At 62.3% G+C, this 26,256-nt stretch carries 27 protein-coding genes, 1 tRNA gene and 1 pseudogene; 4 read left to right on the top strand and 25 right to left on the bottom strand.

What is annotated here, in order from left to right; translation table 11 throughout:
* Window positions 1-7: 7 nt before the first annotated feature.
* Window positions 8-589, top strand: a complete 582-nt coding sequence (gene plsY / locus CK215_RS03070; RefSeq protein ID WP_095830029.1) for a glycerol-3-phosphate 1-O-acyltransferase PlsY — start codon at window positions 8-10, stop codon at window positions 587-589.
* Window positions 586-1,713, top strand: coding sequence for a DNA-processing protein DprA (gene dprA, locus CK215_RS03065; RefSeq protein ID WP_066992563.1), 1,128 nt, complete (start codon window positions 586-588; stop codon window positions 1,711-1,713). Before plsY ends, dprA begins: the two co-directional genes overlap by 4 nt.
* Before the next feature lie 30 nt (window positions 1,714-1,743).
* Here the strand turns inward: dprA and CK215_RS03060 are convergent, their stop codons facing one another.
* From CK215_RS03060 to CK215_RS03045, 4 genes are all read right to left on the bottom strand, one after another.
* A complete protein-coding gene (locus tag CK215_RS03060) occupies window positions 1,744-2,889 on the bottom strand; it encodes a hypothetical protein (RefSeq protein ID WP_095777747.1) in 1,146 nt (381 codons plus the stop codon).
* Between the two features lie 100 nt (window positions 2,890-2,989).
* Window positions 2,990-3,175: a hypothetical protein gene (locus CK215_RS03055; protein WP_066992556.1), complete on the bottom strand. Its 186-nt coding sequence runs from the start codon at window positions 3,173-3,175 to the stop codon at window positions 2,990-2,992.
* 184 nt (window positions 3,176-3,359) lie between these two features.
* Window positions 3,360-3,899 (bottom strand): J domain-containing protein, encoded by a 540-nt coding sequence (locus CK215_RS03050; RefSeq protein ID WP_067319800.1) that lies wholly within the window; start codon window positions 3,897-3,899, stop codon window positions 3,360-3,362.
* Between the two features lie 528 nt (window positions 3,900-4,427).
* Window positions 4,428-4,503: transfer RNA gene (locus CK215_RS03045), tRNA-Lys, on the bottom strand.
* 283 nt (window positions 4,504-4,786) lie between these two features.
* Between CK215_RS03045 and CK215_RS03040 the strand changes: the two genes are divergently transcribed.
* Entirely contained in the window at window positions 4,787-5,242 is a 456-nt protein-coding gene (locus CK215_RS03040) for a BA14K family protein (protein ID WP_095830028.1), read from the top strand.
* A 67-nt stretch (window positions 5,243-5,309) separates the two neighbouring features.
* Here the strand turns inward: CK215_RS03040 and CK215_RS03035 are convergent, their stop codons facing one another.
* From CK215_RS03035 to CK215_RS02960, 16 genes are all read right to left on the bottom strand, one after another.
* Entirely contained in the window at window positions 5,310-5,789 is a 480-nt protein-coding gene (locus CK215_RS03035; protein WP_095830027.1) for a DUF6882 domain-containing protein, read from the bottom strand.
* A gap of 32 nt (window positions 5,790-5,821) precedes the next feature.
* Window positions 5,822-7,315: a glycerol kinase GlpK gene (gene glpK, locus CK215_RS03030; RefSeq protein ID WP_067319790.1), complete on the bottom strand. Its 1,494-nt coding sequence runs from the start codon at window positions 7,313-7,315 to the stop codon at window positions 5,822-5,824.
* A 90-nt stretch (window positions 7,316-7,405) separates the two neighbouring features.
* Window positions 7,406-9,136 carry an ABC transporter substrate-binding protein gene (locus CK215_RS03025; protein WP_095830026.1) on the bottom strand — a complete coding sequence of 577 codons (1,731 nt, stop codon included), beginning with the start codon at window positions 9,134-9,136 and terminating at the stop codon, window positions 7,406-7,408.
* A 77-nt stretch (window positions 9,137-9,213) separates the two neighbouring features.
* Complete coding sequence (locus CK215_RS03020) at window positions 9,214-9,501, bottom strand: DUF2160 domain-containing protein (protein WP_095830025.1); 288 nt, start codon at window positions 9,499-9,501, stop codon at window positions 9,214-9,216.
* 3 nt (window positions 9,502-9,504) lie between these two features.
* Window positions 9,505-10,413, bottom strand: a complete 909-nt coding sequence (locus CK215_RS03015) for a carbohydrate ABC transporter permease (RefSeq protein ID WP_066992537.1) — start codon at window positions 10,411-10,413, stop codon at window positions 9,505-9,507.
* 1 nt (window position 10,414) lies between these two features.
* Window positions 10,415-11,281, bottom strand: a complete 867-nt coding sequence (locus tag CK215_RS03010) for a sugar ABC transporter permease (protein ID WP_066992534.1) — start codon at window positions 11,279-11,281, stop codon at window positions 10,415-10,417.
* Complete coding sequence (locus tag CK215_RS03005; protein ID WP_067319784.1) at window positions 11,282-12,349, bottom strand: ABC transporter ATP-binding protein; 1,068 nt, start codon at window positions 12,347-12,349, stop codon at window positions 11,282-11,284.
* A gap of 10 nt (window positions 12,350-12,359) precedes the next feature.
* Window positions 12,360-13,439, bottom strand: coding sequence for an ABC transporter ATP-binding protein (locus CK215_RS03000; protein WP_095830024.1), 1,080 nt, complete (start codon window positions 13,437-13,439; stop codon window positions 12,360-12,362).
* A gap of 37 nt (window positions 13,440-13,476) precedes the next feature.
* A complete protein-coding gene (gene glpD / locus CK215_RS02995) occupies window positions 13,477-15,003 on the bottom strand; it encodes a glycerol-3-phosphate dehydrogenase (RefSeq protein WP_066992526.1) in 1,527 nt (508 codons plus the stop codon).
* Window positions 15,004-15,129: 126 nt separating this feature from the next.
* The gene (locus tag CK215_RS02990; protein WP_066992523.1) at window positions 15,130-15,897 is read right to left on the bottom strand and encodes a DeoR/GlpR family DNA-binding transcription regulator; all 768 of its coding nucleotides are present in this window, start codon (window positions 15,895-15,897) and stop codon (window positions 15,130-15,132) included.
* A gap of 113 nt (window positions 15,898-16,010) precedes the next feature.
* Window positions 16,011-17,438 carry a pyridoxal-dependent decarboxylase gene (locus tag CK215_RS02985; protein ID WP_095830023.1) on the bottom strand — a complete coding sequence of 476 codons (1,428 nt, stop codon included), beginning with the start codon at window positions 17,436-17,438 and terminating at the stop codon, window positions 16,011-16,013.
* A gap of 89 nt (window positions 17,439-17,527) precedes the next feature.
* Window positions 17,528-18,259 carry a peptidase gene (locus tag CK215_RS02980; RefSeq protein ID WP_066992517.1) on the bottom strand — a complete coding sequence of 244 codons (732 nt, stop codon included), beginning with the start codon at window positions 18,257-18,259 and terminating at the stop codon, window positions 17,528-17,530.
* Between the two features lie 30 nt (window positions 18,260-18,289).
* Entirely contained in the window at window positions 18,290-19,084 is a 795-nt protein-coding gene (locus CK215_RS02975; protein ID WP_067319775.1) for a transglutaminase family protein, read from the bottom strand.
* A 20-nt stretch (window positions 19,085-19,104) separates the two neighbouring features.
* Complete coding sequence (locus CK215_RS02970; RefSeq protein ID WP_066992511.1) at window positions 19,105-20,046, bottom strand: alpha-E domain-containing protein; 942 nt, start codon at window positions 20,044-20,046, stop codon at window positions 19,105-19,107.
* Window positions 20,047-20,285: 239 nt separating this feature from the next.
* Entirely contained in the window at window positions 20,286-21,698 is a 1,413-nt protein-coding gene (locus tag CK215_RS02965) for a circularly permuted type 2 ATP-grasp protein (protein ID WP_170950202.1), read from the bottom strand.
* 168 nt (window positions 21,699-21,866) lie between these two features.
* Window positions 21,867-22,103, bottom strand: a complete 237-nt coding sequence (locus tag CK215_RS02960; protein WP_066992504.1) for an Lrp/AsnC ligand binding domain-containing protein — start codon at window positions 22,101-22,103, stop codon at window positions 21,867-21,869.
* A gap of 277 nt (window positions 22,104-22,380) precedes the next feature.
* Here CK215_RS02960 and CK215_RS02955 point away from each other — a divergent pair, with 277 nt between their 5' ends.
* Window positions 22,381-22,800: a DUF4864 domain-containing protein gene (locus tag CK215_RS02955; protein ID WP_095830021.1), complete on the top strand. Its 420-nt coding sequence runs from the start codon at window positions 22,381-22,383 to the stop codon at window positions 22,798-22,800.
* A gap of 5 nt (window positions 22,801-22,805) precedes the next feature.
* Here the strand turns inward: CK215_RS02955 and tgt are convergent.
* The 5 genes and pseudogenes from tgt to CK215_RS02930 form a co-directional block, all read right to left on the bottom strand.
* Window positions 22,806-23,936, bottom strand: a pseudogene (tgt, locus tag CK215_RS02950) (tRNA guanosine(34) transglycosylase Tgt).
* Window positions 23,929-24,198 (bottom strand): hypothetical protein, encoded by a 270-nt coding sequence (locus tag CK215_RS02945; RefSeq protein ID WP_095830020.1) that lies wholly within the window; start codon window positions 24,196-24,198, stop codon window positions 23,929-23,931. The pseudogene tgt and the gene CK215_RS02945 overlap by 8 nt, the downstream one beginning before the upstream one ends.
* Window positions 24,188-25,276, bottom strand: a complete 1,089-nt coding sequence (gene queA, locus CK215_RS02940; RefSeq protein WP_095830019.1) for a tRNA preQ1(34) S-adenosylmethionine ribosyltransferase-isomerase QueA — start codon at window positions 25,274-25,276, stop codon at window positions 24,188-24,190. Before queA ends, CK215_RS02945 begins: the two co-directional genes overlap by 11 nt.
* The gene (locus CK215_RS02935) at window positions 25,276-25,716 is read right to left on the bottom strand and encodes a DMT family transporter (RefSeq protein WP_095830018.1); all 441 of its coding nucleotides are present in this window, start codon (window positions 25,714-25,716) and stop codon (window positions 25,276-25,278) included. Before CK215_RS02935 ends, queA begins: the two co-directional genes overlap by 1 nt.
* 11 nt (window positions 25,717-25,727) lie before the next feature.
* A complete protein-coding gene (locus CK215_RS02930; protein ID WP_066992487.1) occupies window positions 25,728-26,240 on the bottom strand; it encodes a peptidylprolyl isomerase in 513 nt (170 codons plus the stop codon).
* Between the last annotated feature and the right edge of the window lie 16 nt (window positions 26,241-26,256).

Raw genomic sequence — 26,256 nt, 5'->3', positions numbered from 1 at the left:
GGAAACAATGGGTTACGGGCTCGCACTGATCTTCGGATACCTGTTCGGCTCGATTCCGTTCGGGCTGTTGATTACCCGCTTGGCCGGTCTCGGCGACGTCCGCCAGATCGGTTCAGGCAACATCGGCGCGACCAATGTGCTGCGGACCGGCAACAAGGGGCTCGCCGCTGCGACGCTGCTGCTCGATGCGCTGAAGGGCACCGCGGCGGTGCTGATCGCCGGACATTTCTCGCCGGATTTCGGACTGCTCGCGGGCTTCGGCGCTTTCCTCGGCCATCTCTTTCCGGCCTGGCTAGGATTCAAGGGCGGCAAGGGCGTCGCCACCTACCTTGGCGTGCTGCTCGGGCTTGCCTGGCAGGGCATGGTTGTCTTCGCCGTTGTCTGGCTCGCCATGGCCTTCCTGTTCCGCTACTCCTCGCTCGCGGCGCTCGCGGCGACGGTGGTCGTGCCGATCGCGCTTTACTTCATCAGCACGCCTCAGATCGCCGGCCTGTTCGCGCTGATGAGCCTGATCGTCTTCGTCAAGCACCGCGCCAACATCTCGCGGCTGCTCGCCGGCACCGAGGGAAAGATAGGGGCGAAGGGGTGAGTGCTCCGGTCGCCGGCCCGCGCCTCAGCGAGCGGCAGCGGCTTGCCTGGCTTCGCCTGATCCGCACGCCGAACGTCGGCCCTGCCTCTTTTCGCGAACTGATCAACCGCTTCGGCTCGGCCGAAGCCGCGCTCGAAATGCTGCCCGAGCTGATGATCTCGGGCGGCGCCAACCGCATCGCTCGCATTCCCTCCGCCGGCGAAGCCGAGGCGGAGTTGGAAGCGGCCCGGCGCGCCGGCGCCCGCTTCGTCGGCATCGGCGAAGCAGACTATCCCGCTTTGCTGAAGACCCTGGACAACCCGCCGCCGCTGTTGGCGGTGAAGGGTGAAGGCGCGGTGTTCCGTCTCCCTGCGGTGGCGATCGTCGGCGCCCGCAACGCCTCGCTCGCCGGCATCAAGATGGCGCGCATGCTGGCGAGCGACCTCGGTCGCGAGGGCTACGCCATCGTCTCCGGCCTCGCACGCGGCATCGACACCGCGGCGCATCAGGGGAGCCTTTCGACCGGCACGGTCGGAGTGCTGGCCGGCGGCCTCGATGTGCCCTACCCGCCGGAAAATGCCGGTCTGTGCGACGACATCGCAGAGCGCGGCGGCGCCATCGTTTCGGAAATGCCCTTCGGCTGGCAGCCGCGAGCGCAGGATTTCCCGCGCCGCAACCGCCTCGTCGCCGGCATTGCGCTCGGGCTCGTCGTGGTCGAAGCCGCACAGCGCTCGGGTTCGCTGATCAGCGCCAGGCTGGCCGGCGAGATGGGCCGACTGGTCTTCGCGGTTCCGGGCTCGCCGCTCGACCCGCGTGCCGCCGGCAGCAATGCGCTGCTCAAGGACGGCGCCACGCTCGTCACCGAAGCGGCCGACATTCTGGGCGCGCTGGCACCGCTGGCTGGCACTCGCCCGCCAAGGACCATGCCGCTCGCCGAGGCGCCCGACTTGTCGGCAATGCCGCCGCCCGGCGAAGACGAACGCGCCGACGTGCTGGAAGCGCTCGGCCCGACGCCGATCGCGGTCGACGAGATCATCCGCCACACAGGCCTGAGCGCCGCGCAGATCGCCATGGTGCTCTTGGAGCTCGACCTCGCCGGACGCCTCGAGCGCCATGCCGGCGGGAATGTGTCGCTGGTGGCGTGAACCCGGCTGCTCCGACCTGCGGCTTCAGCGTTAGCGGAACAAATATTTGGACACTTCAGGATTGCCGCGGCGCCACATCACGTTGTCCAGAAAATAGTGGTGCACGTTGATGAAGATCAGCACGATGAAGAAGAACAGCGAGGACCCGAGGACTTGCTTGTCGTAGGGGATCAAGGCGGTCATCGCCATCGGCATAAGCCAGAAGCCGAGATATCCGAGCGCACCACCCCCGACGATGAATCCCAGAACCCTAAGCCTGTAGAGAGGTCCGAGAAAGGACAGTACCTTCGGTTGCGGATTTTGTGCGGCATCCGCGACGTCGCGCTCGACGTTCGTCTGGTAGCGCCAGACCACGGCCAGATACTGCAGCGAGTGGAGCGCCGGCACCACTAGCAGCCAGAGCGGGTTTATCCTCGCAATCAGGATCCACAGATAGAGCGACGCGACATAGGCTACGATGCCGTTATACGGCAGCGCATGACCATTTCTGTGCCAGCGGTTGATCAGCATCAGAACCGTGGCCGCCGTCGAGGCGACGGCCGCTAGCAGGGCAATGTTGGTTATCCAGGAAGGGACCGCGAATGTGTAATATTCCAGGCCGTAATATTTCCCTTGGGTCACCGCCGTGTTCGTCTGGAGCCATGCCAGGATCCACACGACATAGCTGTTGACCAGCAGCACCTTCTTGTCACGATTGTCGAAGAATTTACGCTTCAGGACGGCGTCGACCATCAGCATGCCGTAGCCTTGCTTGACGTAGTGCCAACCGACGAAGAAGAACATGGCGTTGGCTGCGTATCCCAGCAGCTGAGTGTCCGCCCTTGCCGCGCCATATGCAAAGAACGCGGCCATGATCAGGGGGACGACGATGCCCGCGAAAATGTAGCGAAGCTGCAGGCTCTTCTCGTATCCGTTGCCCCTCACCTTGCGCCCGAAATTGCGATAGAAAATCTGGTACGAGTGGGCGAAGTGGGGGTAGTTGACCAGATATGCCACGACGACCATGGTTGCAGCGACGAGGCCTTCATATTCGAGCGGCACCAGGAACAGGATGGGCAGGATCAGAAACGCGCTGCCGCCGAGCATGAGGAAATCGGCGACCGGGCCAAACAGATATTTGCCAGGCAGCGTCGCCGCTTTAGCGGCTGAAGCATCCACCGAAAGGTCAAGTGCCATGGTCGAGCTCTCCTTCGGGAAGGATCGACCTTAGCCGCCACCCCGCCTGGCGACAAGGTTGGGGTGCCGCTCCAGCCTTTGCCGACGTCTCGATCCCCAGTTAGATGGAAAACTGAACGCGTTTCGGCGACTGCAACTCGCGCCCCATCTTTGCCGCCTGAAAGATCGTCAGCAAGACCAGGATCGGCTCACCGTCTGTCGGATTGACCGTCAGGGCCACGCGGCCGAGTTCGTCACTCATGGCGCAAGTCCAGTCTTTGACGGCAATCACCTTCTTCTCGGGCAATTTATCCTCCCCTTGGGCCGCCATCCTGACGCTACCTGCCCGGTTGCACGGAACCAGGCATGGCGCGGCCGGCCCACACCGGATCGCTCCTCCTCGTCGGCCAACCATGGCCCCGGCGGAATTCGAACACAAGCATTCGCGAATGTAAGAGCAACCGATCAGCCGGCAGTATCAGAGGGCACCGTCAAGTTGCATGATCCAGCAGCCTGGTTGCGACGGTTTCACGGCGATGCTCTGAATTGGCGCGATCGATGCCGTCTACGGTGATCGCGAACATCCCGTTTTCGATCCTTGCTATCCAGCTCTTTGCCTTCAGATACCAAAGATGAAATTCCAGATGTTCTCGCGGGCAGCCCGACAAGCGTTCGAGCTCTTCATCGCCAATGCCAGGATTGTTGACGTCCTGTCGACGTTTTACATAGAGAAGCGACAGCAGCTTGGCCTGGATGACAACGTCCCGTTCAAGCCCTTTGGCATCGCTGGCTTCTTCGGCGAGCTCGCGGCGAACGCTCAAATGGTCTCTATACTGGACATCGTATTGGGCGCGTTTGACTGGATCCTTGAGCGTATTATGGGCTTCTACGATTTCGCTGAAGCGTGACTCATTGCCGGTATCCCGATTGTCGGGATGGTAGCGCATGGCAAAGTAACGAAATATCCGCTCGATCGTTTCCGAATTCGCGTTCGGGCTGATCTCGAGCAGCTCATAGTAGTCAACGAACATAGTGGTGATTCCACAGAATCGATATTGCGACACCACTCCCCAACGGCAGCATCGCGCAACCGTCCTGCCCGCGCAAGCCGCATGCCGAGCATGAGTGACTCCGCGCAAGCGATCTTGCGGAATCTGGCAGTCAGAACTCACGGAAAGCTGTTGAGCGGCCTAGGCGGGATGCTGCGTCAAGGATGCCTCAACTTATTGTCAACGCGAGCTGACATCGAAGCGAGAGAGCAGCAGCGCCGGCAGGTCACTTTGGGAAGAACTCGCCGGGCGAGGCCCCCAACAACGGCCTTCAAGCCCGACGAGTTGCCGGGGATCAAGCCGGCCATGTCTGCGGTGCAAAGCCAATGCCAAGCATTCCCGTCCCAAGACGAGACAGGAAGACCAAATGCCACCTGGTCGGGTCGTTTCGGCTGCCGGGCTTTCTCGGTCCCAATCACGAATTGGGCAGCCATAGGTAACGCGCGGGGCATCAAAGCGGTCTGCCCGTTTCGCAGCCAGAGCTTATCTCGTTGAAATGGGTTGGAAATTTGGTGAGCGCGATGGGATTCGAACCCATGACCTACTGATTAAAAGTCAGTTGCTCTACCGGCTGAGCTACGCGCTCCCGCGGGCTCAAAACGCCGCCCTCGAAATTGCGCGGAACATAGGGAGAGTGCCGCGACCGGTCAACCGGAAAAACACCAGCTTTCAAGGCGGATTTTGAACGGATTCCAAGGGAGCGGTTAAGGTGCCCGGGAGAAGCTTTCGGTGCCTCCGCCGATCACCCGGACCCGGGCCGCTTCAGAAAGCCCTACGATAACAATACGTTGATCGAGAAGCGGGAACCATTGCAACCGAGACCCGTTTCGCAACACAGGGACGATTACCAACCCTCGAGGAGTACATCGATGAAAAGGATCGCATCAGGCCTGATGGCAGCCGCCCTCTCGGCTTCGTTCATCGCGGCGGAGATGGTGCCGGTCAACGCTCAGCCAGCTTATGTGCCACAATCCCAGGGCCTCTCGTCGGATGTCCAGACCGTGCAGTATCGGGATTGGAGGCGACACCGCAGCTTCAACCGCGATTTCTCGCGTCGGGACGGCGTCGTCTACTGGAATGGCCATCGCGGCTACCGTGAATATCGCCGCGGCTATCGCCGGCATGGCGATTATTGGTTCCCGCTCGCTGCCTTCGCCACCGGCGCGCTGATTACCGGCGCCATCATCAACAGCCAGAACCGCGTCTATCGTGGCGGCGATGCGCATGTGCAGTGGTGCTATGACCGTTATCGGTCTTATCGCGCCTCGGACAACACTTTCCAGCCCTACAACGGCCCGCGTCAGCAGTGCGTTTCGCCCTACTGACAGCCTCCAGTCAGTATCCAGGGTCGTTGACCGAGCCCGTGTCGCAAGGCACGGGCTCTCTGTTCGTTCAGCTGGCCCAGTTGACGCTTTTCAATATCAGGTACAGGCCCCCGCCTTCCCCTCGCGGTGAGCGATAGGCTCCGAGCGCGTTGCAAATCCGAACCATGGCACCGGTCAGTCCCCAACCAAGCGCTTCGAGGTCATCGGCCACGTCGAGCACATAAGCCTGCGCCAGTTCGTCTATGCCCTTCTCCTCGCCGAATGACCGAACCAGTTTGGCGTCGCTGAGAAGGTCGCCCGGCAAATTTGAATTTGCCCAAGCCCAGAGCCAGTTGTCCGCCTTGGCGCTTGTAGAGCCGGCAATCTGTATGTGGGCGACCACCTTGACGACGCCATCTGCCGAAAAAAGCAGTTTTCCGGTCGTTAAGTCATAGTCGTAGCGCTGCCAGCTGCCGAGGCGGAATTCATCCTCCAAACGATGGTTCTTGGCGTTCAACTGGTGGAAAGCCTCGTCACGCCATGCGGGATACCAATCCGGATGCTTCATGCCCCCTCGCCTTGCCGTGTCTCCCGCGCGCCTCATTGCACGCTCAGCGTCCTGCGCACTGCGTCGCGCCAGCCACTCAGCTTGGCGGAACGGGTGGCGGCGTCCATATCCGGTTTGAAGCGCTTATCGAGCGCCCAGGTCTTGGCAAACTCCTTCGCCTTCGGCCACACGCCGGCTTTCGATCCGGCAAGCCAGGCGGCACCCAGCGCGGTCGTTTCCAGGATGGTCGGCCGATCGACCGGCGCGTCGAGGATGTCGGCCAACCTCTGCATGGTCCAATCGGATGCGACCATGCCGCCGTCGACCCGCAGCACGGTCTTGGCGGAAGCGCCCTTCCAATCCTTGCGCATGGCGTCGAGCAGGTCGCGCGTCTGGAAGGCGACGGATTCGAGCGCCGCGCGCGCGAACTCGGCCGGGCCTGAATTGCGCGTCAGGCCGAAGATCGCGCCGCGGGCATCCGCGTCCCAATGCGGCGCGCCGAGGCCGACAAAGGCCGGCACCAGATAGACTTGTTGCGCCGGATCGGCGGTCGCCGCCAGCGCACCGCTCTGCTCGGCCTTGCCGATCACCTTGATGCCGTCGCGCAGCCATTGCACGGCGGCACCCGCAATGAAGATCGAGCCCTCCAGCGCATAGGTGGTCTTGCCGTTCAACCGATAGGCGATGGTGGTCAAGAGCCGGTTCTTCGATCGCACCAGATCGGCGCCGGTGTTCAGCAGCGCGAAGCAGCCGGTGCCGTAGGTGGACTTCATCATGCCCGGCTCGAAACAGGCTTGGCCGATGGTCGCTGCGTGCTGGTCGCCGGCGACCCCGAGAATCCTCATCTCGGCGCCGAAAAGGCTCTTTTCTGTGACACCGAAATCATCGGCGCAGTCCTTCACCTGCGGCAGGACCGCGGCCGGTATGTTCAGGATGGACAGCAGCTCGTCGTCCCAGACATTCTTCTCGATGTTGTAGACCAGCGTGCGCGAGGCGTTGGTGGCATCGGTGGCGTGTACCTTGCCGCCGGTCAGGCGCCAGATGAGAAAACTGTCGATCGTGCCGGCGAGCAATTCGCCCTTCTCGGCGCGCTTTCTCGCGCCCTTCACCTTGTCCAGCATCCAGGCGATCTTGGTGCCGGAGAAATAGGGATCGAGCAGCAGCCCGGTCTTTTTCGTGAACGTCTTCTCCAGCCCTTGCTTCTTGAGCTTCTGGCAAAGCGGCGCGGTTCGTCTGTCCTGCCACACAATCGCGTTGTGGATCGGTTTTCCCGTCGCCTTGTCCCAGATGACCACCGTCTCGCGCTGGTTGGTGATGCCGATCGCGGCCATATCCGATGCTGCGCAACCGGCAGCCTTCAGCGCCGCCTTCACTGTCGCGAGCACGCTTGCCCAAATGTCTTCCGGATCATGCTCGACCCAGCCGGAAGCCGGATAATGCTGCGTGAATTCCTGCTGGCCCGTGCCGGCGACTTTCATTTCGCTGTCGAAGACGATCGCCCTGGTCGAGGTCGTTCCCTGGTCGATGGCCAGCACAAAACCGCTCATTCCGTCCCTCCACTTCTCATGCAACAGGGGAGACGGCCAAGCCGCCTCCCCTGCATTTCCTACACAGGCTCGCGGGCCTGCGTCATGCAGTTACTGCTGCTGCCAGCTCTTCACCAACTCGTCGTAGTTGATGGTGATCGGCTTCTCCTTTTCGTTCTCGATCTTCAACTGCGGCGCAAGGTTGCCCTTCGAGACCGCGTCCTTGTTCCAGTATTCGAGATCATGCTCTTCGGCCATCCTCGGGCCGATATCGCCCTGGACGCCCGACTTTTCGATGCGGCTCATGACCTTTTCCTGCTCGGCGCAAAGCGAGTCCATCGCTTCCTGCGCGGTCTTGGCGCCCGACGACGCATCGCCGATCGCCTGCCACCAGAGCTGAGCGAGCTTCGGATAGTCAGGCACGTTGGTGCCGGTCGGCGACCACTGGACGCGGGCCGGCGAGCGGTAGAACTCGATCAGGCCGCCGAGCTTCGGAGCGCGCTCGGTGAAGCTCTTGTCGTGGATCGTGCTCTCGCGGATGAAGGTCAAGCCGACATGGCTCTTCTTCACATCGACGGTCTTCGAGGTGACGAACTGGGCGTAAAGCCAGGCGGCCTTGGCGCGGTCGGTCGGCGTCGACTTCATCAACGTCCAGGAACCCACGTCCTGGTAGCCGAGCTTCATGCCGTCCTTCCAGTAGACACCATGCGGCGACGGCGCCATGCGCCACTTCGGCGTGCCGTCGTCGTTCAGCACCGCCTTGGCGCTGGCGTCGACCATCGAGGCGGTGAAAGCGGTGTACCAGAAGATCTGCTGGGCAACCCCACCCTGCGCCGGAACCGGCCCGGATTCGGAGAAGGTCATGCCCTGCGCTTCGGCCGGAGCGTAGGCCTTCAGCCAGTCGAGGTATTTCTGGATCGAGTAGACGGCAGCCGGACCATTCGTGTCGCCGCCGCGCGCGGTGCAGGAGCCCACGGGCCGCGAATTCTCGTCGACCTTGATGCCCCATTCGTCGACCGGCAGGCCGTTCGGAATGCCCTTGTCGCCGTTGCCGGCCATGGACAGCCAGGCGTCGGTGAACCGCCAGCCGAGCGATGGGTCCTTCTTGCCGTAGTCCATGTGGCCGTAGACCTTCTTGCCATCGATTTCGCGGCCGGTGAAGAACGCGGCGATGTCCTCATAGGCCGACCAGTTGACGGGAACGCCGAGGTCGTAGCCGTACTTGGCCTTGAAGTCGGCCTTGTTCTTCTCGTCGTTGAACCAGTCGTAGCGGAACCAGTAGAGGTTCGCGAACTGCTGGTCCGGCAGTTGATAGAGCTTCTTGTCGGGCGCCGTCGTGAACGAGGTGCCGATGAAGTCCTTCAGGTCGAGATTCGGATTGGTGACGTCCTTGCCGTCGCCTTCCATCCAGTCGGTCAGGTTGCGCACCTGCTGGTAGCGCCAGTGCGTGCCGATCAGGTCGGAGTCGTTGACCCAGCCGTCATAGAGGTTCTGACCGGTCTGCATCTGGGTCTGGATCTTCTCGACCACATCACCTTCCTGGATCGTGTCGTGGGTGACCTTGATGCCGGTGATGGCCGAGAAGGCCGGCGCCAGCACCTGCGATTCATAGGAATGGGTGGCGATGGTTTCCGACACGACCTTGATGTCCATGCCGGCAAACGGCTTGGCTGCGTCGATGAACCACTGCATTTCCTTTTCCTGATCGGCGCGCGAAAGCGTCGACAGATCACCTATCTCCTTGTCGAGAAAAGCTTTTGCCTCGTCCATACCGGCATAGGCGTTACCTACGCCCAGCAATAGTGCAATGGCTGTCGTTGATGTAAAAATTTGCCGTCGCATGTGTTTCCTCCAGTCTTAGGTTGCAAGTGCGATCTGGAGCGGCCGCCGGCACGCGGCCGCTCCAACTATTTCCCCCTCTATACGTATCGGAATACGCCGATCGCGTAGACCACGGAGAGAGCGAGAGCCCACCACAGGTTGGGTCCAACGAGACCCAGCCAAGCGAGATGGATAAAGGCGCTGCCGAGCAGCGACAGGAAGAGGCGGTCGCCGCGCGTCGTTTCGAAGCACAGGATCCCAACGCGCGGGTTGCCGCCCGGCGAGGCATATTCCCAGGCCGCCATGCCGACCAGCAGCAGCAATACGGTTCCGAAGAAAGCCGCTGTCGGCAACGTCCACGCCATCCAGGAGAAGTCGAGGTTCATCGATCACACCCTCCCCAGGGCGAAGCCCTTGGCGATATAGTTGCGCACAAACCAGATCACCAGCGCGCCGGGGATCAGCGTCAGCACGCCGGCCGCGGCGAGCAGCCCCCAGTCCATGCCGGCGGCCGAGACGGTGCGGGTCATGGTGGCCGCGATCGGCTTGGCGTCGGTCGTCGTCAGCGTGCGGGCGATCAGAAGCTCCACCCAAGAGAACATGAAGCAGAAGAAGCAGGCGACGCCGATGCCGCTCGCGATCAGTGGCATGAAGATCTTTACGAAGAAGCGCGGGAAGGAATAGCCGTCGATATAGGCGGTCTCGTCGATCTCCTTCGGCACCCCGGACATGAAGCCTTCCAGGATCCATACCGCCAGCGGCACGTTGAACAGGCAGTGCGCCAGCGCCACGGCGATATGGGTGTCGATCAGGCCGAAGGCCGAATAGAGCTGGAAGAACGGCAGGGCAAACACCGCCGGCGGCGCCATGCGGTTCGTCAACAGCCAGAAGAACAGGTGCTTGTCGCCGAGGAAGCGGTAGCGCGAGAAGGCGTAGGCCGCGGGCAGCGCCACGGCCACCGAGATCACCATGTTCATCACCACATAGGTGATCGAATTGATGTAGCCCGAATACCAGGACGCATCGGTGAAGATGGTGCGGTAATTTGCCAGCGTCGGATTGTGCGGGAACAGCGTCAGCGACGACACGATCTCCGCATTGGTCTTGAAGCTCATGTTGATGAGCCAGTAGATCGGCAGCAGCAGCACGACGATGTAGAGCGTCGGCACAATCCACCACCAGCGCGATTCCTCGCCCCGGCGCCGCATCAGCTTCGCCACCTCGTCCTGCGAAAGGGTGCTGCCTACCTCGGTGACCGCCGCTTCGCTTACGCGTGTCGTCTCGTTTGCGCTCGCCATCTCAGCGCTCCGCGTCGTAGTTGGTCATCACGGTGTAGAACACCCACGACAACAACAGGATGATCAGGAAATAGACCAGCGACATGGCCGCCGCCGGACCGAGATCGAACTGACCGAGCGCCATCTTGACGAGGTCGATCGACAGGAAGGTGGTCGAATTGCCGGGACCGCCGCCGGTGACGACGAAGGGCTCGGTATAGATCATGAAGGAGTCCATGAAGCGCAGCAGCACCGCGATCAGCAGCACGCGCTGCATCTTCGGCAGTTGGATGTAGCGGAACACCGCCCACCGCGAGGCGCCGTCGATCTTGGCCGCCTGGTAGAAGGCGTCAGGGATTGAAACCAGGCCGGCATAGCAGAGCAGCACGACCAGGCTCGTCCAGTGCCAGACGTCCATGATGATGACGGTGACCCACGCGTCGATCGGATCCTGGACATAGTTGTAGTCGATGCCGAATGCGTTGACGTAGTAGCCGAGCAGGCCAATGTCGTTGCGGCCGAACACCTGCCAGATCGTGCCGACAACGTTCCATGGGATGAGCAGCGGCAGCGCCATCAGCACCAGGCAGACCGGCACGCCCCAGCCCTTCTTCGGCATGTTGAGCGCTATGAAGATGCCGAGCGGCACCTCGATCGCCAGGATGATGAAGGAGAAGATCAGGTTGCGCGCCATCGCTTCCCAGAAGCGGTCGGACGCCAGCAACTCCTCGAACCACTCGGTGCCGGCCCAGAAGAAGACATTGTTGCCGAACGTGTCCTGCACCGAATAGTTGACGACGGTCATCAGCGGAATGACGGCCGAGAAGGCCACCAGCACCAACACCGGCAGGACGAGGAACCAGGCTTTGTTGTTCCAGGTCTTTTCCATCTACGCCCCCATCTCGACGCGCCATGAATCGGCATAGATGTTGATGCCGGCCGGATCGAAGCGGACCCTGGGTTCGGTCGGCACCTCATCGTCCTCTCCGATGACGGCGGCGATCTCTTTGCCCTCGAGATTGGCGCGAACCACCTTATGGCGGCCAACATCCTCGACCTTGCTGACTGACACCGCCATGCCTTCGCGGCCGAGCCGGACATATTCGGGACGGATGCCGAGCTCGACGGGACCGGCTTCGGCCTTGGGTGCGCCCGGCAGTTCGATGCGCTGCGAGCCGAGCAAAGCCGTCCTGCCTTCGAGCGCAACCGGAAGCACATTCATGCCCGGCGAACCGATGAAATAGCCGACGAAGGTGTGGCGCGGCCGCTCGAACAGCTCGGCCGGCGTGCCGATCTGCACGATCTCGCCGTCATACATGACCACGACGCGGTCGGCGAAAGTCAGCGCTTCGGTCTGGTCGTGCGTGACATAGACCATGGTGTAACCAAACCGGCGATGCAGCTGCTTCAGCTGCGAACGCAGCACCCATTTCATATGCGGATCGATGACGGTGAGCGGCTCGTCGAACAGGATGGCATTGACGTCCGAGCGCACCAGTCCTCGACCGAGCGAGATCTTCTGCTTCTGGTCGGCGGTCAGCCGGCGCGCCTTCCGGTTCGCCATCGAGGCGAGATCGATCATGTCGAGCGTCTCGCGCACCTTGCGGTCGACATCGGCCTCCGGCACGCGGCGGTTGCGCAGCGGAAAGGCCAGATTGTCGTAGACGGTCATGGTGTCGTAGATGACCGGGAACTGGAACACCTGGGCGATATTGCGCTCCTGCGTCGACAGATTGGTCACGTTCCGGCCGTTGAACAGAAGCTGGCCGTGCGAGGGATGGAGCAGCCCCGAAATGATGTTGAGCAAGGTGGTCTTGCCGCAGCCGGACGGCCCGAGCAGCGCATAGGCGCCGCCGTCCTCGAAGGTGTGATGCACCTCCTTCAGCGCGAAATCCGAATCCTTCTTTGGATTGGTCAGGTAGGAGTGGCGGATGTGGTTGACGTCGATGCGTGCCATCGCTTCCTCCTCAGGCCGCCAGCTTCGACGCAGTCACCGCGCGGCCGTTCTGGTCGAAGACCATGATGTGGCGCGGGTCGATGAACACCTCGACCTCGTCGTCGGTCTCGAAATCGAGGATGCCGTGCGCGAGCATCACCCAGCGCGCGTCGGCGAAGTCGAGATGGACGAAGCTCTCCGAGCCGGTGATCTCGGTGATGGTGACCTTGGCCCGCACCGGCACGGCGCCGCCGTTGGGACGCTCGAGCGACAAATGGTGCGGCTGGAAGCCGATCGTGTAGCTGGCATCCGGAATGCCGAGCAGTTCCAGCGGCACCGGCAGCTTCACGCCGCCTTCGAGAAGGAAGTCCGATCCCTTCTTGGCGAGAACAATGGTGTTGAGCGGAGGGTCGGCGAAGGTCCGCGCCGTCACCAGGTCGACCGGCTTGCGGAACACCTCGACGGTTGGGCCGAACTGCGTGACGCGGCCTTCCGAAAGCGTTGCGGTGTTGCCGCCGAGCAAAAGCGCCTCGTGCGGCTCGGTCGTGGCATAGACGAAGATCGTGCCCGCCGCGGCGAAAATCTTCGGCAATTCGGCGCGCAACTCCTCGCGCAGCTTGTAGTCGAGATTGGCGAGCGGCTCGTCGAGCAGCACCAGGCTGGCGTTCTTGACGATGGCGCGGGCAAGCGCCGTGCGCTGCTGCTGGCCGCCCGAGAGGTTGAGCGGCGTGCGGTCGAGATAGGGCGTGAGCTTGAGAAGTGCCGCAGCATTGCGCACCTCCTTGTCGATCCTGGCCTGTTCGATGCCGGCAACCCGAAGCGGCGAGGCGATGTTCTCGTACACCGTCATCGCCGGGTAGTTGATGAATTGCTGGTAGACCATGGCGACGTTGCGCTTCTGCACCGGCTGTCCGGTGACGTCCTTGCCGTCGAACCAGACGGAGCCCGAAGTTGGCGCATCGAGCCCGGCCATCAGCCGCATCAGGCTGGTCTTGCCGGAAAGCGTCGGCCCGAGCAGGACATTCAGCGAGCCGTGCTGAAGCGTCAGCGACACGTCGCGAATATGCTCCTGCGCGCCGACCGTCTTCGTCACGTTCCTCAGTTCCAGCATCACGCCTCCTCCCAGGCCTTGCGCATCAGCTCGATCCTCATTCCGCCGCGGCGACATGGCGGCTGCTCAACCCGCGCATGAATTCTTCCAATGCCGCCGTCTGCTCGCGGCTGAAATGCAGGCCGCGTTTGGTCCTGCGCCACAGCACGTCCTCGGCGGTGATCGCCCACTCGTTCTCGACCAGGTAGCGCACCTCGGCTTCGTAGAGGTCGGCACCGAAATTGCGGCCGAGATCGGCATTCGACTTGGCGAGGCCAAGCAGCTTCTCCGCGCGCGTGCCGTAAAGCCGGGTCAACCTGCGTGCCAGCCGTTGGTCGAGGAACGGATAGGCGTTCTTGAGCCTCGATACCTGCGCGTCGAACCCGGTCGCCGGAAAATCGCCGCCGGGCAGCGGCGCGTTGGCGGTCCATGGCTTGCCGCGCTTGCCGAGAAAGCCTTCGATCTTCTCCAGCATCGATTCCGCCAGCCGGCGGAACGTGGTAATCTTGCCGCCGAAGGCGTTGAGCAAGGGGGCAGCACCCTCCCCGCCATCGGCCTTCAGCACATAGTCGCGCGTCGCCTCCTGCGCCTTCGAGGCGCCGTCGTCATAAAGCGGGCGCACCGCCGAATAGGTCCAGACGATGTCCGAACGCTTGACCGGCTGGGCGAAATATTCGCTCGCGGCGGCGCAAAGATAGTCGATCTCGGCATCGCTGATCTTCACCTCATGCGGATCGCCCGGAAAGTCGCGGTCGGTGGTGCCGATCAGCGTGAACTCTTCCTCGTAAGGAATGGCGAAGATGATGCGCCCGTCCTTGTTCTGAAAGAAATAGGCGCGCGGATCGTTGAACTTCTTGCCGATGACGATGTGGCTGCCCTGCACCAGCCGAACATTGTGCACATCGTTCTGGCCGACCGATTTTGCCAGCACCTGATCCACCCAGGGCCCGGCGGCGTTGACGAGAAGACGGGCGCGGACTTCCTCGGTCTCGCCGGTCAGCACGTTCTGGATCTTGATCGTCCACAGCGCGCTCTCGCGGCGCGCGCTGACCACCTTGGTGCGAGTGCGGATGACGGCGCCGCGGTCGGCCGCGTCGCGGGCATTGAGCGCCACCAGGCGGGCATCGTTGACCCAGCCGTCCGAATATTCGAACGCCTTGCGGAACAGCGGCTTCAGCGGCTTGCCGGCCGGATCGGTGGCCATGTCCAGCGTCTTGGTCGCCGGCAGCAGCTTGCGCCCGCCGATATGGTCGTAAAGGAAAAGGCCGAGCCGGATCAGCCAGGCCGGACGCAGGCCCTTGGCGTAGGGCAGCACGAAGCGCATCGGCCAGATGATATGCGGCGCGTTCTTCCACAGAACCTCGCGCTCCATCAGCGCTTCGCGCACCAGCCGGAATTCGTAGAACTCGAGATAGCGCAACCCGCCATGGATCAGTTTGGTCGAGCCGGAGGAAGTCCCGCTGGCGAGATCGTTCATCTCGGCGAGGTATACGGAAAATCCGCGGCCAACGGCGTCGCGGGCGATGCCGCAGCCATTGATGCCGCCGCCTATGACAAAAATGTCATGGATCGGAGATGCGTCCACAGGGTTCCTCCACGATTTCGCATTGCACCATTTTTGTGTTTCGCGAAACCGTGGCGGGATTATTTCGAACTCGATCCGAATGTCAAACGAAATATCACAGATGCGTGAGATGTCCGTGAAGAGACTCTATCCGAGCGCTGTCTCGATCAAACGAACCTCCGTTTCCTCGCAAATCCGGCGCACCGAAGGAATGTCGCAACGGTCGGTGATGAAGGTGTTCACCTGCGACAGGTGACCAATGCGAACCGGCGCCGTGCGCTCGAATTTTGTCCGGTCGGAGACGAGAATCACATGACGCGCATTGGCGATGATGGCCTGCGCCACTTTCACTTCGCGAAAGTCGAAGTCGAGCAGCGCGCCGTCATGGTCGATGGCCGAGGCGCCGATGACGGCGTAGTCGACTTTGAACTGGCGAATGAAATCCACCGCGGCCTCACCGACGACGCCGCCGTCGGAGCCGCGCACAACGCCGCCGGCGATCACCACCTCGATCGAAGGATAGATCCGCATCCTATTGGCAACGTTGATGTTATTGGTGATGACCATAAGCCCGTTATGGTCGAGAAGCGCCTTTGAGACGGCTTCCGTCGTGGTGCCTATATTGATGAACAGCGAGGCGTTGTCGGGAATGAGCCTGGCCGCGGCGCGGCCGATCGCTTCCTTCTCATCGGCAGCGATTTTGCGCCGCGCCTCGTATTCCATGTTCTCGATGCCGGACGGGAACAGCGCCCCGCCATGGATGCGCGTCAGCAACCGCTGGTCACAGAGGTCGTTGAGGTCCTTGCGGATGGTCTGCGGCGTCACGCTGAAATGTGTCGCCAGGTCGTCGACCAGCACCCGGCCGTTGTCCTTCGCCATCTGGATGATCTCGGCGTGGCGTGGCGAAAGGAACATCCGCTACCCTTCATTTTCGTTTTTTCCGTCTATATCGGAAAACGAAAGCGATGGAAAGGGACAAGCCGGCTAACGAACTTCACCTTCTCTCGCAAAGGCAAACCGGTGCGCAATCAGTTTGCCGCCTCAAGGGTAAGCCGGCGCGCAATCTCTGTGACGACATCGAACGCCGCATCAATATCGCCGGCCGTGGTCTCGAACTGTCCCGCCTGAAAGCGGATCGCCACCCGACCATCGACGCGCGTTTGCGTCAGATAGATGCGTCCGTCCGTGTTGATGGCATCGACGAGACGCAAATTGTGCTCGTCTGGATCGGCACCCTGAGGGGCGCGATGGCGGAACGAGAACAGCGACAGCATCGGCTCGGTGACGAGCTCGAAATCCGCTTCCCCGACCAGCCGTGCGGCAAGGCCCTCGCTCCAGGCTATATGGTTTCGGATCATCTTGCGCAATCCTTCCAGCCCGTGGGCGCGCAGCAGGAACCAGAGTTTCAGCGCACGGAAGCGGCGGCCGAGCGGCACCGACCATTCCGAATAATTGATGATGCCGTCATGACCTCCGGTCTTGAGATAGTCCGGCTTGATGGCCAGCGTGCGCACAAGGTCTTCCGGTTGGCTGACGAACTGGATCGAGCAGTCGAATTGCGCGCCGAGCCATTTGTGAGGATTGAAGACGATGGAATCGGCGCTCTCGACACCGGCCCAGAAATGCCGGTACTCCGGGCAGATCATTGCCGACCCGGCCCAGGCCGCATCGACGTGCAGGTAAAGGCCGTGCCGCTTCGCCACAGCCGCTACGGCAGCGATGTCATCGGTGCCGCCGGTGCTGGTGCCGCCGACGCAGGCGATAATGCCCGCCGGCAGCAGGCCGGCCTCGCGATCGGCGATAATTGCCGCCTCGAGCGCCGGCGTGTCCATCGCGCGAAAACGACCGGTTACCGGGATACGGATGAGATTCTCCTCGCCGATGCCGGCGACCCAGATCGCTCGGTCGATCGAGGTGTGAACCTGGTTGGAGCAATAGACACGCAGCTTCGCCTGGCCGGCGAGACCTTGTCTGTTTCCCTGCCAGTCAAGCGCCCGCTCGCGTATGGTGAGCACCGCGGCAAGCGTCGCCGACGAAGCCGAATCCTGAATGACACCGGAGAATCCTTCGGGCAGGCCCAGCGCCTGGCGCATCCAGTCGACGATACGCGTCTCGAGCTCTGTCGCCGCCGGCGAGGTCTGCCACAGCATGCACTGCGCGGCCATCGCCGAGACGAGATACTCGGCCACCACCGAGACCGGCGCCGCATTGGCCGGGAAATAGGCGAAGAAGCGCGGATGCTGCCAATGCGTCATCCCGGGCACGATCTTCGTTTCGAAATCGGCGAAGATTTTTTCCATCGGCTCGGCCGTCTCGGGCGGCGACTCTTCGATGCTCCTGAATATGTCGCCGGGCGCGATCGCCGGCCGCACCGGACGATCGCGCAGGCTGGACCGGTAGTCCACGCCCCAATCCGCGGCTCGCCTCGACCAATCGCGGAATTCTTTCTTGTCCATGTATCCTCTCAGCAGCCGCCGGACCTTGATCGGCCCGCCACTTCGACCATGTTAAATATAATGAGGCAACCGCTTCGTAGGCGAACGCCCTAGCCGGGAAAATCGGGCAGGCTGGCGAAGGCCGCCTTTAGCGCGTTGGACCAGCCATCCGATATCGTTCGGTAATATTGGTCGTCATGACCGATCCGCTTCTTCAGGCCGACCTTGAAAGCATCCAGTTCCAGGAAGAGCAGGTCGAGCGGCAGGCCGACCGACAGGTTCGACTTCAGCGTCGAGTCGAAGGAGACCAACAGCAGCTTCACCGTCTCGGCCAGGCTCATCGTACGGTCATAGGCACGGATGATGATCGGCTTGCCGTATTTGGTCTCGCCGATCTGGAAGAATGGCGTGTCGTCGGTCGACTCGATGAAATTGCCCTCGGGATAGATCATGAACAGCCGGGGTTGGCTGCCCTTGATTTGGCCGCCGAGGATGAAGGAGGCGTTGAAATAGGAATCCGCCTGATCGCCGGCCGGCGAAGAGTGTGCGATCACCTCTTTCACCGTCTCGCCGACCAACCGCACCGTCTGGTACATTGACGGGGTCTCGAGCAGCTTCTCGTGACGGTCGCCGGCCGCTTTGTTGCGCTCGTCCAGCAGGCTGACCACGGCTTGCGTCGTGGCAAGATTGCCTGCAGACATCAGCACGATGACGCGCTCGCCAGGCTCTTCCCAGACATGCATTTTCCTGAAGGTCGAAATCGAATCCATGCCGGCATTGGTGCGCGTGTCCGACATGAACACGAGTCCACGATCGATCTTGAGGCCGACGCAATAGGTCATGGTCGCTCTTCTGGTGAATCTTGGCAGAGACTACTGCTCTACCGTGACGGTGACGGCAAGCTTCTCTTCCGCTTGCCCCAGCAGTATTCCCGACACAGGCGAGGCATCGCGATAGTCCCGACCCGTCGCCACTCTTACATAGCGTTCGTCGGGAGAGATACCGTTGGCGGGATCAAAGGCAACCCACCCCAGGCTCGGCACATGCGCTTCTGCCCAGGCATGGCTTGCCGCCTGCTCGACCGAGGCATCCATCATCAGATAGCCGCTGATATAGCGCGCGGGGAAGCCCATCACGCGCGCCACGGCGGTGAAGATGTGGCTGTGATCCTGGCAGACACCGGCCTTGAGCGTCAGCGCTTCTTCCGCCGGCGTCACGGCGCTGGTCGTCCCGGGCTTATAGGCGACGCGCTCCCGGATCGCACCCATCAGCTTGTGCAGCCTGTCGATATCCGTCCCCTCCCCGACCGACGCGGCCAGGTCGCGAATGCCGTCGCCGACGGTCGTAAGCGGCGTTTGCTGGCTGAACAGCCAGAGCGGCGCGAAACCATGATGCGCACCGGACACACCGGCAGTGTCGCGCGTCGTCACCTCGCCCGCCGCCTCGACTATGATGGTGTGCTGGCCGCCCTCGGCGCTCACCAACTGCGTGTCATTGCCGAAATGGTCCGTGAACCGAACCTCCTCTCGCGCGCCGTCGATTTTGATCACCCAGGACGCAACCGTCTGAGTCGATCCGCTAACCGGCATCAGGCGCAGCCGCTGCAACAGGTACTGCACCGGTGCATCGTAGCGGTACTCGGTCCGGTGTGTGATCTTGAGCCGCATGGCGCCTGTCTCTCCAGCGCTCAGTAGAACCGGTAGTCCAAGGCGATCTCATCCCCCAGCCTGGTGTTGTCACGAATGAATTCCGCCAGGAATTCATGCAGGCCGTGGTCGAAAATATCCTTGATCGACCCTTTCTTCAGCATCGTCTGAATTTTCTCGGCGGTGGCGTGGCAGGCATGGCGCTCGCCATAGTCGTCGGCGAGGAATCTCAGATGCTCGCCGAGGAAGCGATAGCAGAAGGTCAGCGAGCGCGGCATGCGGACATTGAGGATCAGATAGTCGGCGATGTTGGTCGGCTTGTAGTCCGCGTCATACACCCACCGGTAGGAGCGGTGCGCCGACACCGAGCGCAGGATCGATTCCCATTGATAATTGTCGAGTGTCGAGCCCACCCAGGAGATCGACGGCAAGAGCACATAATATTTCACGTCGAGGATGCGGGCCGTGTTGTCGGCGCGCTCCACATAGGTGCCGAGCTGCGAGAAGTCGAAGATCTCGTTGCGCAGCATCGTGCCGTAGAACGAGCCGCGGATCAGCGCCGTTTCGCGCTTGATCGCGTCGAGCACCGTCGGCAGATCGCGCTCGTCGATCGGCCGTGCCAGCATCCGCTTCAGCGACATCCAGGCCTCGTTGATGCTCTCCCAGGTCTCGCGCGTCAGCGCTGTGCGCACCATGCGCGCATTGTTGCGCGCCGTCTCGATCGAGGCCATCGTGCTCGACGGGTTAGAAGTGTCGCGCAGCAGGAAATCCGAGACGTTGGCGACGGTGTAGTCCTGGTATTTCTGCGAGAAGGCCAGGTCGGAGCCGGCGCTGAGCAGCACGGAGTTCCATTCCTCCGACGCGTTCTGCGTCCGCGTCAGCGCCATGCGCAGGCCGGCATCGACCAGGCGCGCCATGTTTTCGGCCCGCTCTATATAGCGGTTCATCCAGTAGAGACCGTTGGCGGTGCGGCCGAGAAGCATGTCAGCTTGCTCCGGTGTCGAGCGAATAGCGAATAGTGAGTAGCGAGTAGCGAAAAAAAGATTTCATGATCTCTGTTGAAGGCTCCTGATCATCGATCGCAGCATTTTTCCGATTTCGTCAGTTTGGCCACCTTCCAAACAATTAGGTCTCTGTAAGAATTGATTGCGTCGGATCCCCCTCTTTCCCTATTCGCTATTCGCTATTCGCTATTCGCTATTCGCTATTCTCTATTCGCTCTTTAATCATCCAACACCCACGTATCCTTCGTCCCACCGCCTTGCGAGGAGTTGACCACAAGCGACCCCTCCTTGAGCGCGACGCGAGTCAGGCCGCCCGGGACGATCTGGATACGATCCGAAACCAGCACATAAGGCCTAAGATCGACATGGCGCGGCGACAGCCCCTTCTCGGTCAGGATCGGGCATGTCGACAGCGCGAGCGTCGGCTGGGCGATGTAGTTGCCGGGTTTGGCCTGCAGCTTCTTGGCGAACGCCTCGCATTCCTTCTTGGTCGCTGCGGGGCCGACCAGCATGCCGTAGCCGCCGGAGCCGTGCACTTCCTTGATGACAAGCTCGCCGATGTGCTCCAGCACATATTTCAGGCTGTCGGGCTCCGAGCAGCGCCAGGTCGGGATGTTGCCGAGGATCGCCTTGCGGCCTGTGTAGAACTCGACGATCTCGGGCATGTAGGAATAGATCGCCTTGTCGTCGGCAATGCCGGTGCCCGGCGCGTTAGCGATGGTGATGTTGCCGGCCCGATAGACATCCATGATGCCCGGCACGCCGAGCGCGGAATCCGGCCGGAAGGTCAGCGGATCGAGGAAGGCGTCGTCCACGCGCCGGTAAAGCACGTCGATCTGCTTGTAGCCTTCGGTGGTGCGCATCGTGACATGGCCGTCGACCACGCGCAGATCCTGTCCTTCGACCAGTTGCACGCCCATCTGGTCGGCGAGGAAGGCGTGCTCGAAATAGGCGGAGTTGTAGCTGCCCGGCGTCAGCACCGCGATGGTCGGCGCGCCCTTTGCGCTCTGCGGCCGCACCGCCGCCAGCGACTGGCGCAGCAGTTGCGGATAGTTCTCCACCGGCCGCACCTTGATCTGCTGGAACAGCTCCGGGAAGAGCTGCATCATCGTCTCGCGGTTCTCCAGCATGTAGGAGACGCCCGACGGCGTGCGGACATTGTCCTCGAGCACGTAGAATTCATTCTCGCTGATGCGCACGATGTCGACGCCGATGATGTGGGTGTAGACGCCGGCCGGCGGTCTCACACCGATCATCTCCGGCAGGAACGCTTCATTCTTCGCCACCAGCTCCTTGGGAACGCGCCCGGCGCGCAGGATTTCCTGGCGGTGGTAGATATCGTCGAGAAAGGCGTTGAGCGCCTGCACGCGCTGCTCGATGCCCTGCGTCAGCCGGCGCCATTCCTGGCCGGAAATGATGCGCGGGACGATGTCGAAGGGGATCAGCCGTTCGGAAGCTTCCTGCTCGCCATAGACGGCGAAGGTAATGCCGGTCTTGCGGAAGACGCGTTCGGCGTCCTCCATTTTCTGGGTGAGCCTGGCCGGGTCCTGCTCCTTCAGCCAGCGATCATAAGCCTGGTATGGTCTTCTCAATCCGGAGACTTCCGGAAGCATTTCGTCGAACGCTGCCAATCGCGTACTCCCCTCTGAAGCCATTTCACTGGCCTGGCTGGAGAAAATCAAGCGCAATCGGTGATTTGGGCGGCGCTGGCGGCCGCCCTATGCAAAATGCCTACGATTAGGGCAGCGGGAGCGACGCCGGGTCAGTTCATGCCCGGTGAGCGGGCATCAAACGGCAAATCAGAACGCCCGGAAAGTGACGATGGTGAAGGTGTCCTTGATTCCAGGCAGGATCTGCACCCGTTCATTGATGAAGTGGCCGATGTCTTCCTCGTCGTCGACATAGAATTTTGCGAGCAGGTCGTAATTGCCGGCGGTCGAATAGATTTCGGAGGCGATCTCGGCATCGGCGAGCGCGCTGGCGACCTCATAGGCTTTGCCCAGATCGCACTTTATCTGCACGAAAAATGCCTTCATTTCCCGGTCCTGCCAGTCTTCGCGAATGAGCGGCCCTTGTGGCAGACTGGCGACGGGCTTTCAAGCATCAGGCTGCACGCGCCTTGGCGGCCGCTTGCCGCAACTCCGCGATCGGCATGCCACACCGGCCCGGGGACGCCACCAAGGACAGTTCGGGAACACCTCAGGTCAGGTCCTAGCGGAGGCATCCGTTCAGGCAAGAATCTGCGAAACCGTGAAACCACGGCACGCCGGCCAGCGTATGTTAGTTGTTCCACGCGAATTCTGGAGACAGGCTATGCGCCGCGTATTGTTCGCACTCGCTCTCGTTCCGATGGTTCTCGCATCCATGGCCTTCGCCGGTGACGCCGAGATCAAAGCGGCGCAAACAGTCATCGACAGCCAGCTCAAGGCCTTTCTCGCCGATGACGGCGCCACCGCCTACAGCTTCGCCGCGCCGAATGTGAAGCGGATCTTCCCGACCGTCGACACCTTCATGAACATGGTGACCAACGGCTACGCGCCGGTGCGCAGGCCGCAGAGCTATTCCTTCGGCAAGGTGGAGCAGACCGGGCCGGCCTCGATCGTCCAGCAGGTGCTGATCGTCGGGCCCGACGGCAAGGACTATGAGGCGGTGTACACGCTCGAACAGCAGCCCGACGGCAGCTTTAAGATCACTGGCTGCAGCCTGCGCGCCGCGACTTCGGTGAGCACATAAAGCGCTCATAGCGCCGGCAGATCGCCCCTCGCCCAGCATTCCGAAATCTCCGCTGCACGCGTCTCGAAGGCTTTTGCCTCGATCGCGGCGCGGATGTCCTGCATCAGCTTCTGGTAGTAGGACAGGTTGTTCCAGGTGAGCAGCATTGCGCCGAGCGACTCCTGCGAGCGAACGAGATGATGGAGATAGGCGCGCTAATAGTCGCGCGCGGCCGGGCAGTCGCTTTCCTCGTCCAGCGGACGCGGATCGTCGGCATGGCGGGCGTTGCGCAGGTTGATCTTGCCGCGGCGCGTATAGGCCAGACCATGGCGGCCGGCGCGCGTCGGCATCACGCAGTCGAACATGTCGATGCCGCGTGCCACGGATTTCAAGATGTCGTCCGGGGTGCCGACGCCCATCAGGTAGCGCGGCCTGTCGGCCGGCAGTTCCGGGCAGGTTATGTCCAGCATCTCCAGCATCACCGCCTGCGGCTCGCCGACCGCCAGCCCACCGACGGCATAACCTTTGAGGTCCATCCCCGCCAGCGCCTGCGCCGAACGCACGCGCATCACAGCACTGTCGCCGCCCTGCACGATGCCGAACATCGCCTTGCCCGGCTGATCGCCGAACGCCGTCTTGCAGCGTTCGGCCCAGCGCAACGACAGTTCCATGGCGCGCTCGATTTCCTTCGGCTTGGCGGGAAGCGCCGTACACTCGTCGAGCTGCATCTGGATATCGGAATCGAGCAGCCCCTGGATTTCGATCGAGCGCTCCGGCGACATCTCGTAGCGCGCACCGTCGATATGGGAGCGGAAGGTGACGCCCGTTTCGCTAAGCTTCCTCAGCTTCGACAGCGACATCACCTGGAAGCCGCCGCTATCGGTCAGGATCGGGTGCGGCCAGCGCGCGAATTCATGCAGGCCGCCGAGCTTCGCCACGCGCTCGGCGCCTGGCCTGAGCATCAAATGATAGGTGTTGCCGAGGATGATGTCGGCGCCGACGCCGCGCACCTGATCCATATACATGGCCTTGACGGTGCCGCCGGTGCCGACCGGCATGAAGGCCGGCGTCCGGATCTCGCCGCGCGGCATGCTGATGAGGCCGCGCCGCGCCCTACCGTCGGTGGCGAGCAGCTTGAAAGAGAAAGTCTCAGCCATCGAATTCCTTGTCCTGCACCGGGGCGCCGGGTGCCTGCTCGTCGAGCGACTGCCGGTAGCGGATGCAGCCGCGCATGAATTTCGGCCACGGCGGCACGGCGATCGCCGGCTCGGTCTTCTCCGGCAGCAGGTTCCAGAGGTCGGGATGATGCCAGCAGAGGTCATGGCCGGTCGCATCGCGATGCGCGCGGATACCGGCGCGCAGCTTCGTCACTTCCGCGATGAGCGCCTCGCGGTCCATTCTCTCTAGATCATCGTCCATCGCTCGTCTCCGCTCGGTAAAGCAGGCTGGAATCCCCGTAGGAGTAGAACCTGTAGCGGCTCTCGATGGCATGCGCATAGGCCGAACGCATCGCGTCCAGTCCGCTGAAGGCCGAGACCAGCATGAACAGCGTCGAGCGCGGCAGATGGAAATTGGTCATCAGCATGTCAGCTGTCTTGAAGCGGTAGCCGGGGGTGATGAAGATATCGGTCGGCCCGGACCAGGCCTCGATCCTGCCATCCTCAAGCGCAGCACTTTCCAGAAGGCGCAGCGAGGTCGTGCCGACGGCGACAAGCCGCCCTCCCCGCGCCCTTGCAGCGTTGAGCGCGTCTGCCGTTTCTTGGCTCACCAAGCCCGTTTCCGCGTGCATCTTATGGTCGGCGGTGTCGTCGGCCTTAACCGGCAAAAAAGTGCCGGCGCCGACATGCAGCGTGACGAAACGCCGCTCGATGCCCTTGGCTTCGAGCGCTGCAAACAACTCCGGCGTGAAATGCAGGCCGGCGGTGGGGGCCGCGACCGCGCCCTCTTCCCTGGCATAGATGGTCTGGTAGTCGCTGCGGTCGCGCTCGTCGTCATCTCGCTTCGAGGCGATGTATGGCGGCAATGGGATATGGCCTACGGCGTGCATTGCCTCGTCGAGAAAGACGCCCGAGAGGTCGAAGCCGAGCAACACCTCGCCCGCCTCGCCTTTCTCGATCACCGTCGCGTCGAGCTGGCCGAGAAAGCAGGAATTCTGGTCGTGGCCGAAATGAATGCGGTCGCCGACGGCGATGCGCTTGCCGGGCCGCATGAACGCCTGCCAGCGGTCCGGCGCCACCCGCATATGCAGCGTGGCCTCGACCTGCGCCATAGCCTCGCCGCGCTTGCGGATGCCTTTCAGCTGGGCCGGAATGACCTTGGTATCGTTGAATACCAGCACGTCGCCTTCTCTCAGCAGCGACGGCAGATCGCTGACGGTGCGGTCGCGCAGCGTTTCGCCCGGTTTGACCACCAATAGCTTGGCGCTGTCACGCGGCTCCGCCGGGCGCAGCGCAATGCGCTCCTCCGGCAGGTCGAAGTCGAAAAGATCGACGCGCATCAGTAGAGCCGGATGAGCAGCGCTCCAACGAGCAGCAGCACGGCGCCGGCCACGCGGCCAAGCGAGACCTCGCGCACGGCAACACCAAGGAAGCCTGCACGGTCGACCAGCATGCCGGCGATCAGTTGGCCGGCGACCAGGAAGGCCATCAGCGCCGCCGCGCCGATGCGCGGCGTAAGAATGGTGGAGAGCGTGACGTAGAATCCGCCGAGCATGACGAACAGCCAGGGTGCCGGCGCCTTCCAGTCGAGCGAGAGGCCCTGCAGCTTCACCACGGCGATCGCGATGATACCGAGAACGACGGCGCCCGACAGGAACGAGAAAGCGGCGGCCGCGACCGGAAGGCCGAGGCCGCGCGCCAGTTGCGAGTTGATCGGCGCCTGGATGGCGATGAAGGCGCCGGACAGGATGCCGAGCAGGGACCAGACTGCGCCCATCATCGTACTATGCCTTACTTGACGTCGGCCGCGACCTTCAGCGACACGATCTTGTCGGGATCCTGCACCGGCTCGCCGCGCTTGATCTTGTCGACATTCTCCATGCCTTCGATAACCTGGCCCCAGACCGTGTACTGGCGGTTGAGGAAGGAGGCATCGTCGAAGCAGATGAAGAACTGCGAGTTCGCCGAGTTCGGGTTCTGCGCACGCGCCATCGAGCAGGTGCCGCGGCCGTGATTGGCGTTGGAGAATTCGGCCTTGAGGTCCGGCTTGTCGGAGCCGCCCATGCCGGCGCGCGACGGAGCAAAGGTCGGCTTCGAGGAGTTGCCGAACTTGACGTCGCCGGTCTGAGCCATGAAGCCGTCGATGACACGGTGGAACACCACGCCGTCATAGGCGCCCTCGCGCGCCAGTTCCTTGATACGCGCGACATGACCGGGCGCAAGGTCCGGATACATTTCGATGACGACCTCGCCCTTGGTCGTTTCCATGATGAGCGCGTTCTCGCGGTCCTTGATCTCAGCCATGTCAGAAAATCCTTTT

The sequence above is a fragment of the Mesorhizobium sp. WSM3864 genome (assembly GCF_002294955.1).
Classification (GTDB): domain Bacteria; phylum Pseudomonadota; class Alphaproteobacteria; order Rhizobiales; family Rhizobiaceae; genus Mesorhizobium.
Note: the sequence above shows the minus strand (reverse complement) of the source record. Positions and strands in the feature narration are given on the sequence as shown.